General features: G+C 58.4%; 8 protein-coding genes. 7 read left to right on the top strand and 1 reads right to left on the bottom strand.

What is annotated here, in order from left to right:
* Positions 1–50 precede the first annotated feature (50 nt).
* The 6 genes from asd to glgP all read left to right on the top strand — a co-directional run bounded on the left by asd (position 51) and on the right by glgP (position 10,763).
* Positions 51–1,154, top strand: coding sequence for an aspartate-semialdehyde dehydrogenase (gene asd, locus QLG21_RS04605; RefSeq protein WP_282483958.1), 1,104 nt, complete (start codon positions 51–53; stop codon positions 1,152–1,154).
* Positions 1,155–1,395: 241 nt separating this feature from the next.
* Positions 1,396–3,582 carry a 1,4-alpha-glucan branching enzyme gene (gene glgB / locus QLG21_RS04600; RefSeq protein ID WP_282483957.1) on the top strand — a complete coding sequence of 729 codons (2,187 nt, stop codon included), beginning with the start codon at positions 1,396–1,398 and terminating at the stop codon, positions 3,580–3,582.
* Positions 3,579–5,576: a glycogen debranching protein GlgX gene (gene glgX / locus QLG21_RS04595; protein WP_282483956.1), complete on the top strand. Its 1,998-nt coding sequence runs from the start codon at positions 3,579–3,581 to the stop codon at positions 5,574–5,576. The genes glgB and glgX overlap by 4 nt, the downstream gene beginning before the upstream one ends.
* Positions 5,569–6,864, top strand: a complete 1,296-nt coding sequence (gene glgC, locus QLG21_RS04590; RefSeq protein WP_137903722.1) for a glucose-1-phosphate adenylyltransferase — start codon at positions 5,569–5,571, stop codon at positions 6,862–6,864. The genes glgX and glgC overlap by 8 nt, the downstream gene beginning before the upstream one ends.
* Positions 6,864–8,297 (top strand): glycogen synthase GlgA, encoded by a 1,434-nt coding sequence (glgA, locus tag QLG21_RS04585; RefSeq protein WP_137903721.1) that lies wholly within the window; start codon positions 6,864–6,866, stop codon positions 8,295–8,297. Before glgC ends, glgA begins: the two co-directional genes overlap by 1 nt.
* An 18-nt stretch (positions 8,298–8,315) precedes the next feature.
* Positions 8,316–10,763 carry a glycogen phosphorylase gene (gene glgP / locus QLG21_RS04580; RefSeq protein ID WP_137903720.1) on the top strand — a complete coding sequence of 816 codons (2,448 nt, stop codon included), beginning with the start codon at positions 8,316–8,318 and terminating at the stop codon, positions 10,761–10,763.
* Between the two features lie 89 nt (positions 10,764–10,852).
* Here glgP and glpD read toward each other — a convergent pair whose 3' ends face one another.
* Positions 10,853–12,361, bottom strand: coding sequence for a glycerol-3-phosphate dehydrogenase (gene glpD, locus QLG21_RS04575; protein WP_137903719.1), 1,509 nt, complete (start codon positions 12,359–12,361; stop codon positions 10,853–10,855).
* 250 nt (positions 12,362–12,611) lie between these two features.
* On the opposite strand from glpD, the gene glpE reads away from it, so the two are divergent.
* Positions 12,612–12,944 carry a thiosulfate sulfurtransferase GlpE gene (gene glpE, locus QLG21_RS04570; protein WP_006177908.1) on the top strand — a complete coding sequence of 111 codons (333 nt, stop codon included), beginning with the start codon at positions 12,612–12,614 and terminating at the stop codon, positions 12,942–12,944.
* Positions 12,945–12,975 lie beyond the last annotated feature (31 nt).

The raw sequence follows: 12,975 nt of genomic DNA, 5'->3' as shown, positions 1-12,975 counted from the left end.
GAATACTGGTTTGCACAAACAGCACACACCCTCAGCAGGAAATAATAGCTATGAAAAACGTTGGTTTTATCGGTTGGCGCGGTATGGTCGGCTCTGTACTCATGCAACGCATGGTGGAAGAGCGCGATTTCGACGCCATTCGCCCGGTCTTCTTCTCCACTTCCCAGCTCGGCCAGGCTGCACCGTCCTTTGGGGGTACCACAGGCACGTTGCAGGATGCTTACGATCTGGAAGCGCTGAAGGCGCTCGACATTATTGTCACGTGCCAGGGCGGCGATTATACCAACGAAATCTATCCAAAGCTGCGTGAAAGCGGCTGGCAGGGTTACTGGATTGACGCGGCCTCGTCACTGCGCATGGAAGATGACGCCATTATTATTCTCGATCCGGTTAACCAGGATGTCATTACGCGCGGCCTGAACAACGGCGTGAAAACCTTTGTCGGCGGTAACTGTACCGTCAGCCTGATGCTGATGTCCCTGGGCGGCCTGTTCGCAGAAGACCTGGTGGAGTGGGTGTCCGTGGCGACCTACCAGGCGGCCTCCGGCGGCGGTGCGCGCCATATGCGTGAACTGCTGGCGCAGATGGGCCAGCTGCATCAGCACGTCGCAGGCGAGCTGGCAGACCCGGCATCGGCCATTCTGGATATCGAGCGTAAAGTCACTCAGCTGAGCCGCAGCGGCGACCTGCCGGTTGATAACTTCGGCGTTCCGCTGGCGGGGAGCCTGATCCCGTGGATCGACAAACAGCTGGATAACGGCCAGAGCCGCGAAGAGTGGAAAGGCCAGGCCGAGACCAACAAAATCCTCAACACCACGTCGGCGATCCCGGTCGATGGTCTGTGCGTGCGCGTTGGCGCGCTGCGCTGCCATAGCCAGGCATTCACCCTTAAACTGAAAAAAGATGTGTCCATTCCAACCGTGGAAGAACTGCTGGCCGCGCACAATCCGTGGGCGAAAGTGGTGCCAAACGATCGCGACATCACCATGCGCGAACTGACCCCGGCGGCCGTCACCGGCACGCTCACCACGCCGGTTGGCCGTCTGCGTAAGCTCAACATGGGGCCGGAGTTCCTCTCCGCGTTCACCGTGGGAGACCAGCTCCTGTGGGGCGCCGCCGAGCCGCTACGCCGCATGTTGCGCCAGCTGGCGTAATAATTTGTTAAAGACGAGGGGTGATTTTCACCCCTTTTTTTTGCGTACTACAGGGAGTAATACGCCAATGTCTTATTTTTTATCTGGAGGAACCACGTCGTTGGCTATGCTTTAAGGAAGATTTATTTCTCACCTGAGGGTAGGGCGGAGCAGAGAGGATGTGCTGCACCGTTCAAGGTCACATCAAAAGTCGTCCCGGAGCGCGTAAAAAGGGCGACATAAAAAAAACAGGATGAACACCATGTCCGATCGTATTTCGAGAGACGTGATTAATGCGCTTATTGCGGGTCATTTTGCTGACCCCTTTTCTGTGCTGGGGATGCACCGTACAGAGGCAGGGCTGGAAGTCCGTGCACTGCTGCCAGACGCCACTGAAGTATGGGTGATTGAACCCAAAACCGGCCGCAAGGTGGGGAAACTGGAGTGTCTCGACTCGCGCGGTTTCTTCTCCGGGGTAATGCCCCGCCGTAAAAACCCTTTTCGCTATCAGCTTGCCGTCATCTGGCACGGCCAGCAAAACCTGATTGACGATCCCTACAGCTTTGGGCCGCTGCTCAAAGAGATGGATGCCTGGCTGCTGTCAGAAGGCACCCACCTGCGTCCGTATGAAACGCTGGGCGCGCACGCCGACACGATGGATGGCATCACCGGCACGCGGTTTGCCGTCTGGGCGCCTAACGCTCAGCGTGTCTCCGTCGTCGGGCAGTTCAACTACTGGGATGGTCGTCGCCATCCGATGCGCCTGCGCCGTGAAACGGGCATCTGGGAGCTGTTTATCCCCGGTGCGCACAACGGTCAGCTCTATAAATTTGAGTTGATCGACGCGAACGGCAAGCTGCGCATTAAAGCCGACCCGTACGCCTTCGAAGCGCAGATGCGCCCGGACACCGCCTCGATGATTTGCGGCCTGCCGGAAAAAATCGTGCAAAGCGAAGAGCGCAAGCAGGCGAACCGCTTTGATGCGCCTATATCGGTCTACGAAGTGCATCTTGGCTCCTGGCGACGCCACACCGATAACAACTTCTGGCTCAGCTACCGCGAACTGGCGGATCAGCTGGTGCCTTACGCCAAATGGATGGGCTTCACCCACCTGGAACTGCTGCCGATTAACGAGCACCCGTTCGACGGCAGCTGGGGCTACCAGCCTACCGGGCTGTATGCGCCGACCCGCCGCTTCGGCACGCGGGATGACTTCCGCTATTTCATCAATGCCGCGCACGCCGCCGGGCTGAACGTGATCCTCGACTGGGTTCCGGGCCATTTCCCGTCGGATGAATTCAGTTTGTCGGATTTCGACGGCACAAAGCTGTACGAGCACAGCGACCCGCGCGAAGGCTATCACCAGGACTGGAACACGCTTATCTACAACTATGGTCGCCGCGAAGTGACCAACTTCCTGGTGGGCAACGCCCTGTACTGGATCGAGCGTTTCGGCATTGATGCCCTGCGCGTCGATGCGGTCGCGTCGATGATCTATCGCGACTACAGCCGCAAAGAGGGCGAGTGGATCCCGAACGAATTCGGCGGGCGCGAGAACCTCGAAGCCATTGAGTTTCTGCGCAACACCAACCGCATTCTTGGCGAGCAGGTTGAAGGTGCCGTCACCATGGCGGAAGAGTCCACCGATTTTCCCGGCGTCTCCCGTCCGCCGGCGATGGGCGGCCTTGGCTTCTGGTACAAGTGGAACCTGGGCTGGATGCACGACACGCTCGACTACATGAAGCTCGACCCGGTCTACCGCCAGCATCATCACGACAAACTCACCTTCGGGCTGCTCTACAACTACACCGAAAACTTCATGCTGCCCCTGTCGCACGATGAGGTTGTTCACGGCAAAAAATCGATTCTCGACCGTATGCCGGGCGACGCGTGGCAGAAGTTCGCCAACCTGCGCGCGTACTACGGCTGGCTGTTTGCCTTCCCCGGTAAAAAGCTGCTGTTCATGGGTAACGAGTTTGCGCAGGGCCGCGAGTGGAACCACGACACCAGCCTGGACTGGCATCTGCTGGAGGGCGGGGATAACTGGCACCACGGTGTTCAGCGTCTGGTGCGCGATCTCAACCTGACCTACCGCCACCACAAGGCGCTGCACGAGCTGGACTTCGATCCGTACGGTTTCGAATGGCTGGTGGTGGACGACCACGAACGCTCGGTGTTCGTTTTCGTGCGCCGCGACAAGGCGGGCAACGAAATCATCGTCGCCAGCAACTTCACGCCGGTGCCGCGCGAACATTATCGCTTCGGTATTAACCAGCCGGGTAAATGGCGAGAAATCCTCAACACCGACTCGATGCACTATCACGGCAGCAACGCCGGAAACGGCGGCCTGGTGCAGAGCGATGAATATGAAAGCCACGGGCGTCCGAACTCGCTGAGCCTGACGCTGCCGCCGCTCTCCACCATCTGGCTGGTCCGGGAGGGGGAATGACGCAGCTCACGGCAGGTAAACCCGAACCGCTCGGCGCGAGCGTCGAAGGAAAGGGCGTGAATTTCACCCTCTTTTCTGCGCACGCCGAGCGGGTCGAACTCTGCCTGTTTGACGGTGAAGGTAACGAACACCGCTACGACCTGCCGTCGCGCACCGGCGATATCTGGCACGGCTATCTGGCCGGTGGACGGGCCGGTATGCACTACGGTTTTCGCGTGCATGGCCCCTGGGACCCGTCGCAGGGGCACTGGTTTAACCCGGCGAAGCTGCTGATTGACCCCTGTGCGCACCGCGTGGACGGCGAGTTTAAGGATGACCCGATATTCCACGTCGGCTATGACGAGCCCGACCATCGCGACAGCGCGCCGATCGCGCCCAAAAGCGTGGTGGTTAACTATCTCTACGACTGGGAAGACGATGCGCCGCCACGTACGCCGTGGGGCAACACCGTAATTTACGAAGCCCACGTCAAAGGCCTGACGTACCTGCATCCGTCGATCCCCAAAGAGATCCGCGGCACCTACCGCGCACTCGCCCATCCCGAGATGATTGGCTATCTGAAGCATCTTGGGATCACTGCGCTGGAGCTGCTGCCGGTGGCGCATTTCGCCAGCGAGCCGCGCCTGCAGCGCCTTGGGTTGAGCAACTACTGGGGCTACAACCCGCTGGCGATGTTCGCGCTTGACCCACGCTATGCCGCCGATCCGACAAAGGCACGGGATGAATTTCGCGATGCGGTGAAAGCGCTGCATCGGGCAGGCATTGAGGTGATTCTGGACGTGGTGTTGAACCACAGCGCCGAGAGCGATCTCGACGGCCCGACGCTCTCCCTGCGCGGAATTGATAACCGTAGCTATTATTGGATCAGGGACGATGGCGATTACGAAAACTGGACCGGCTGCGGTAACACCCTGAACCTCAGCCATCCGGCGGTAATGCATTTCGCGCACGAATGCCTGAAGTACTGGGTGGAGACGTTTCACGTCGACGGTTTCCGTTTTGACCTGGCCCCGGTCATGGGGCGCACGCCGGCCTTCAGCCCGCAGGCGCCGCTGTTTGAGGCCATCGGAAACTGTCCGGTGCTCTCAACGGTGAAGCTGATTGCCGAGCCGTGGGATATCGGTGAGGGCGGCTATCAGGTTGGCAATTTCCCGCCGCTGTTTGCCGAGTGGAACGATCATTATCGCGATGCCGCACGGCGTTTCTGGCTGGAGCGAAATCTGTCGCTCGGTGAATTTGCTGGACGGTTTGCAGGTTCAGACGATCTTTTTCGTCGCGACGGCAAATTGCCCTCCGCCACCATTAACCTGGTGACGGCGCACGACGGTTTTACCCTGCGCGACTGCGTTTGTTTCAATCAGAAACACAATGAGGCAAACGGCGAAGAGAATCGCGATGGCACTAACAATAACCATAGCTTTAACCATGGTATAGAAGGATTAGGCGGTAGCCTTGACGTTATCGAGCGGCGACGCGACAGCGTTCATGCGCTGCTGACAACGCTGTTGTTGTCGCAGGGCACACCGATGCTGCTGGCGGGTGATGAACACGGTCACAGCCAGCACGGTAATAACAATGCCTACTGCCAGGACAACGCCTTAACCTGGCTTGACTGGCGTGAAGCGAATAGCGGCTTAACCCATTTTACCGCTGCGCTGATCCACCTTCGCCAGCAGATCCCCGCCCTGACCGCCGACCGCTGGTGGGAAGAGGGCGACGGGAACGTTCGCTGGCTCAATCAGAATGCGCAGCCCTTAAGCGCACAAGAGTGGCAACACGGCGCACCACGCCTGCAAATCCTGCTTTCGGATAGATGGCTTATTGCGCTGAACGCGACGGACGACGTCGCAGAGATTGTTTTACCTGACGGAGAGTGGCGCGCCATTCCCCCCTTTGCCGGAGCGGACAATCCGGTAGTTATGGCTGTCTGGCACGGGCCTGCACATGGAGTGTGCGTATTCCAAGATGATAAAAAAGGAGTTAGTCATGGTTAGATTAGAGAAGAACGATCCGTTGATGTTGGCACGCCAGCTCCCCTTAAAAACGGTTGCCCTGATACTCGCGGGTGGGCGTGGTACACGTCTCAAAGATTTGACCATCAAGCGCGCCAAACCGGCCGTTCACTTTGGTGGTAAGTTCCGTATTATCGATTTTGCGCTCTCCAACTGCCTTAACTCCGGTATCCGCCGCATTGGCGTGATCACGCAATACCAGTCCCACACCCTGGTGCAGCATATTCAGCGCGGCTGGTCTTTCTTCAGTGAAGAGATGAACGAGTTTGTCGATCTGCTTCCGGCGCAGCAGCGTGTTCACGGTGAAAACTGGTACCGCGGCACGGCGGATGCGGTCACGCAAAACCTCGATATTATCCGCCGCTACGGCGCGGAGTACATCGTGATCCTCGCCGGGGACCATATCTACAAGCAAGACTACTCCCACATGCTGATCGACCACGTCGAAAAAGGGGCGCGTTGCACCGTGGCGTGTCTGCCGGTGCCCGTTGCCGAGGCGACGGCGTTTGGCGTGATGCACGTGGATACTGACGACAAGATCATCGACTTTGTTGAAAAACCGGCGAACCCGCCGACCATGCCGGGAGACGACACCAAATCGCTCGCCAGCATGGGGATTTATATCTTTGATGCTGACTACCTCTACGAACTGCTGGAAGAAGACGACAAAGACGAAAACTCGAGCCACGACTTCGGCAAAGACATCATCCCGAAAATCACCAGGGCTGGCATGGCCTTTGCGCATCCTTTCCCGCTCTCCTGCGTGCAATCCGACCCGAATTCCGAGCCGTACTGGCGCGACGTCGGAACCTTAGAGGCGTACTGGAAAGCGAACCTGGATCTGGCTTCCGTTACGCCAGAGCTGGATATGTACGATCAAAACTGGCCGATCCGTACCCATATGGAATCCCTGCCGCCGGCGAAGTTTGTGCAGGACCGTTCCGGTAGCCACGGGATGACGCTGAACTCGCTGGTCTCTGGCGGGTGCATTATCTCCGGCTCGGTCGTGGTGCAGTCGGTGCTGTTCCCGCGCGTGCGCGTGAACTCGTTCTGTAATATCGACTCGGCGGTGCTGCTGCCGGATGTGTGGGTCGGGCGCTCATGTCGCCTGCGTCGCTGTGTTATTGACCGTGCCTGCGTTATTCCCGAAGGCATGGTGATAGGCGAAAACGCGGAAGAGGATTCACGTCGGTTCTACCGCTCAGAAGAAGGGATCGTGTTGGTCACACGCGAAATGCTGCGAAAACTGCAGATCAAACAGGAGCGATAATGCAGGTTTTACATGTCTGTTCTGAGATGTTCCCGCTGCTGAAAACCGGTGGGTTGGCAGATGTCCTTGGGGCGTTACCTGCAGCGCAGATTGCTGTGGGAACGGATGCCCGCGTGTTGTTGCCTGCCTTCCCGGATATTCGACGGGGGATCCCTGATGCTCAGGTGGTGACGCGACGCGACACCTTCGCCGGGCGCATCACGTTGCTCTTCGGTCACTACAACGGCGTCGGGATCTACATGATTGACGCCCCGCATCTGTATGACAGACCGGGTAGCCCGTATCACGACACTAACCTGTTCGCCTATACCGACAACGTACTGCGCTTTGCGCTGCTCGGCTGGGTCGGGGCGGAGATGGCGACGGGGCTGGATCCGTTCTGGCGTCCGGACGTGGTTCACGCCCACGACTGGCATGCCGGTCTCACGCCTGCATATCTGGCGGCGCGCGGTCATCCGGCGAAATCGGTGTTTACCGTCCATAACCTGGCGTATCAGGGCATGTACTATGCCCATCATATGAATGACATCGATCTGCCATGGTCGTTCTATAACATGCACGGTCTGGAGTTTAACGGGCAGATCTCCTTCCTGAAGGCGGGCGTGTACTACGCCGACCACATTACGGCGGTAAGCCCCACCTATGCCCGAGAAATCACCGAGCCGCAGTTTGGCTATGGCCTGGAAGGCTTGCTGAGCCAGCGCCACCGTGAGGGCCGTCTTTCGGGCATTCTCAACGGCGTTGATGAGAAGATCTGGAGCCCGGAAACCGACCTGCTGCTGACGTCCCGCTACAACCGCGATTCGGTGGAAGACAAGGCGGAGAACAAGCGCCAGCTGCAAATCGCGATGGGGCTGAAGGTTAACGACAAAGTGCCGCTGTTTGCGGTGGTAAGCCGCCTGACCAGCCAGAAAGGGCTGGATCTGGTGCTGGAAGCCCTACCGGGGCTGCTGGAGCAGGGCGGCCAGCTGGCGCTGCTCGGCGCGGGCGATCCGGTTCTGCAGGAGGGCTTCCTGGCCGCTGCGGCGGAACACCCCGGTCAGGTGGGCGTGCAGATTGGCTATCACGAAGCGTTCTCACACCGCATCATGGGCGGCGCGGACGTCATTCTGGTGCCGAGCCGCTTCGAGCCTTGCGGCCTGACGCAGCTTTATGGCCTGAAATACGGCACGCTGCCGCTGGTGCGGCGCACCGGCGGGCTAGCGGACACGGTTTCCGACAGCTCTCTGGAGAACCTGGCGGACGGCATCGCCAGCGGGTTTGTGTTTGAAGACAGTAATGCCTGGTCGCTGCTGCGCGCCATTCGGCGTGCGTTCGTCTTGTGGTCCCGGCCATCCCTGTGGCGCTATGTGCAACGTCAGGCGATGTCCATGGACTTTAGCTGGCACGTGGCGGCGCAGTCATACCGCGACCTTTATAAACGCTTGATGTAACGAGGCGAAGTGACAGATATGAACGCTCCTTTTAGCTACTCTTCACCGACACTCAGCGTTGAGGCGTTAAAGCACTCCATCGCCTATAAGCTGATGTTCACCATCGGGAAAGATCCGGTTATCGCCAACAAACACGAGTGGCTGAACGCCACGCTGTTTGCCGTGCGTGACCGCATGGTCGAACGCTGGCTGCGCTCCAACCGCGCTCAGCTTTCGCAGGAAACGCGGCAGGTTTACTACCTGTCGATGGAATTTTTGATTGGCCGTACCCTGTCTAACGCGCTACTGTCGCTCGGTATCTATGAAGACGTGAAAAACGCGCTCGAAGAGATGGGGCTGGACCTGGAAGAGCTGATCGACGAAGAGAACGACCCCGGCCTCGGCAACGGCGGCCTGGGGCGTCTTGCCGCCTGCTTCCTCGACTCGCTGGCGACCCTGGCGCTGCCGGGGCGCGGCTACGGCATTCGCTATGACTACGGGATGTTCAAACAGAACATCGTTGACGGGCGTCAGAAGGAGTCCCCGGACTACTGGCTGGAGTACGGCAACCCGTGGGAGTTCAAACGCCACAACACGCGCTACAAGGTGCGCTTCGGCGGACGTATTCAGCAGGAGGGTAAACGCTCCCGCTGGGTCGAAACCGAAGAGATCCTCGCCGTGGCCTATGACCAGATCATCCCCGGCTACGATACCGATGCCACCAACACGCTGCGCCTGTGGAGCGCCCAGGCGAGTAGCGAGATCAACCTCGGTAAGTTCAACCAGGGCGACTACTTCGCAGCGGTGGAAGATAAAAACCACTCCGAGAACGTGTCCCGCGTGCTCTATCCGGACGACTCAACCTACTCGGGGCGTGAGCTGCGCCTGCGTCAGGAATATTTCCTCGTTTCTTCGACGATCCAGGACATCCTCAGCCGTCACCATCAGCTGCACAAAACCTACGCCAACCTTGCGGATAAAATCGCGATTCACCTCAACGACACCCATCCGGTGCTGTCGATTCCTGAGCTGATGCGTCTGCTGATTGACGAACATAAGTTCAGCTGGGACGAGGCGTTCGAGGTGACCTGCCAGGTGTTCTCCTACACCAACCATACGCTGATGAGCGAAGCGCTGGAGACCTGGCCGGTGGATATGCTCGGTAAAATCCTGCCGCGCCATCTGCAGATCATCTTCGAGATCAACGACTACTTCCTGAAGACGTTGCAGGAGCAGTATCCGAACGACACCGGCCTGCTGAGCCGCGCGTCGATCATCGATGAGTCCAACGGTCGCCGCGTGCGCATGGCCTGGCTGGCGGTGGTGATCAGCCACAAGGTCAACGGGGTGTCCGAGCTGCACTCGAACCTGATGGTGCAGTCGCTGTTTGCTGATTTTGCCAAAATCTTCCCGACGCGCTTCTGCAACGTGACCAACGGCGTAACGCCGCGGCGCTGGCTGGCGCTGGCGAACCATCCGTTATCCGGCGTGCTGGACCAGAACATTGGCCGCACCTGGCGCACCGATTTGAGCCAGCTGAGCGAGTTAGAGCAGCACATCGATTTTCCGACGGTGAACAAAGCGGTGCGCGAAGCGAAGCTGCTGAACAAGAAGCGTCTGTCGGTCTGGCTGGCTATGCACCTGAACGTTGTGGCTAATCCGAAGGCGCTGTTCGACGTTCAAATCAAGCGTATCCATGAATACAAACGTCAGCTGATGAACGTGCTGCACGTCATCACCCACTACAACCGCATCAAGGCGGATCCTACCGCCGACTGGGTGCCGCGCGTGAAAATCTTCGCCGGTAAAGCGGCGTCGGCGTATTACATGGCGAAGCACATTATTCATCTTATCAATGATGTGGCGAAGGTGATCAACACCGATCCGGTCATTGGCGACAAGCTGAAGGTAGTCTTTATCCCCAACTACAGCGTGAGCCTGGCGCAGATGATCATTCCGGCGGCGGATCTCTCCGAGCAGATTTCCACGGCGGGAACGGAGGCTTCCGGGACCAGTAACATGAAGTTTGCCCTGAACGGTGCGCTGACCATCGGCACGCTGGACGGTGCCAACGTCGAGATGCTGGAGCATGTGGGCGCGGAGAATATCTTTATCTTCGGTAACACCACGGAAGAGGTGGAGGCGCTGCGCAGGAAGGGCTACCAGCCGCGTGAGTATTACGAGCAGGACGAGGAGCTGCGCCAGGTGCTGACGCAAATCGCGACCGGTCTCTTTAACCCTGACGAGCCGGGCCGCTACCGTGACCTCGTGGATTCGCTGATTAACTTCGGCGACCACTATCAGGTGCTGGCGGATTACCGCAGCTACGTGGATTGCCAGGATAAAGTGGACGATCTGTATCGCCAGCAGGAGAAGTGGACCAGCGCCGCGATGCATAACATCGCCAATATGGGGTATTTCTCGTCGGACAGAACCATCAAGGAGTATGCCGACACCATCTGGCATATTGATCCGGTGCGGTTGTAAAACAAAGCCGGGTGGCGGCTCCGCCTTACCCGGCCTACTCGATCCTGTAGGCCCGGTAAGCGCAGCGCCACCGGGCATTTTTTTCACCCTCAGGACGCGAGTGACAACTCACGCTTTCCCGCATGTTGTGCCAGCCACTGCGCCACGCGCGACTGCTCCTCGGCGTTAAGCCACATCCCTTCTTTGGTACGACGCCAGATGGCATCTTCCAGACGGCGCACCCATTCGTGCTCCACCAGATAGCGCAGCTCGGCTTCGTACAGCTCATGGCCGAAATGCTCGCCCAGATCCGCCAGCGTTTTCGCCTCACCGAGGATCAGGTCGGTATTGCTGCCATACGTACGGGCGTAGTGGCGCGCCATGTCTTCGGTAATGAACGGATAGCGACGACGCAGCTTCGCCGCGAAATCATCGCGGTTATCGCCAATATCACCGCCGGGCAGTACCGCCTCTTTGGTCCATGCCGGGCCGATGCCTTTATAGTACGGGGCCAGTTTTTCCAGCGCGTGCTCGGCCAGCTTGCGGTAGGTGGTGAGCTTGCCGCCAAAGACCGACAGCAGCGGAGCCTGGCCGTCCACGTCATGAATATCGAGCGTGTAATCGCGGGTGATGGCCTGCGGCGAATCGGATTCGTCATCGCACAGCGGACGCACGCCGGAGTAGGTCCAGACCACGTCATCACGCGCCAGCTGTTTCTTAAAGTGCGCGTTATAGACCTTCAGCAGGTAGTTCACTTCGCTCTCGTCGATCTCGACGTGTTTCGGATCGCCTTTGTACTCCACGTCGGTGGTGCCGATGATGGAGAACTCATCCATCCACGGGATCACAAACACGATGCGCTTGTCTTCGTTCTGCAGGATATACGCCTGCTTCTGCGTATGGACGCGCGGCACAACGATGTGGCTGCCTTTAATCAGGCGGATACCGTAAGGCGAAGGCAGGTGCATACCGTCATCAAAGAACTGTTTCACCCACGGACCAGTGGCGTTCACCAGGCCGCGCGCTTTCCAGCTGAATTTCTCGCCGGTATCCACGTCTTCCGCTTCCACAATCCACAGGCCGTTTTCACGGCGGGCCGCGGTAGCGCGGGTGCGGGTTTTCACCTCGCCGCCTTTCTTCTCGACCATTTGCGCATTGGCCAGCACCAGACGCGCATCGTCCACCCAGCAGTCGGAATATTCGAATCCGCGCACGATTTCAGGTTTCAGGACCGATTCTGAGCCAAAACGCAAGCCGTTCGATCCCGGCAGGCTGGTGCGTTTGCCGAGATGATCGTACATAAACAGGCCGATACGGATCATCCACGCCGGGCGCAGATGCGGGCGATGCGGCAGACGAAAGCGCATCGGGATCGCCAGATGAGGCGCCATCTTCAGCAGCACTTCGCGTTCAGCTAAGGCTTCACTGACCAGACGGAATTCGTAGTGTTCCAGGTAGCGCAGGCCGCCATGAATCAGTTTGGAACTGGCGGACGACGTCGCGCAGGCGAGATCGTTAGCTTCCAGCATCAGCACGGATAAACCGCGTCCTGCGGCATCAACCGCAATACCGGCACCGTTGATGCCCCCGCCTATCACAATCAGATCTTTGGTTTCCATAACACCCTCATGCACTTTCGTTAAAGCTCAGAAATGTTCGATATCGCTCATAATAGCAAAGGAACGCGCCTTTGGTAACATCAAAAAAACAATTTAGAGTGATATGGATAACATAATGGCGTTTACCCGCCGCCAGGACGTACACTACAGGGTAAAATAGTGCGGCCAACTTTTCTCCCTCTCCCTGTGGGAGAGGGCTGGGGTGAGGGCATCAGAGCGCACCCAACCTGAACAACAGAAAGAGAACACCATGGATCAGTTTGAATGTATTAACGTAGAAGAAGCCCACCAGAAGATGCACCAGGGAAAAGCGGTGCTGGTGGACATCCGCGATCCGCAGAGCTTTGCGATGGGCCATACGCCGGGCGCGTTCCATCTCACCAACGACACACTGGGCGCGTTTATGCGCGATAATGACTTCGAAACGCCGGTGATGGTGATGTGCTACCACGGCAACAGCAGCAAAGGCGCGGCGCAGTACCTGCTTCAGCAGGGTTACGATGCGGTGTACAGCGTTGATGGCGGCTTCGATGCCTGGCATCGCCATTTCCCGGCAGAAGTTGAGTACGCGTTTGAGCGCTGATCTCGCTATACTGTCCTCTTTTGTGTGGAAA

Source organism: Enterobacter sp. V87_3, from assembly GCF_029967835.1.
Classification (GTDB): Bacteria; Pseudomonadota; Gammaproteobacteria; order Enterobacterales; family Enterobacteriaceae; genus Enterobacter; species Enterobacter cancerogenus.
This window is presented reverse-complemented; position numbering and strand designations above follow the sequence as displayed.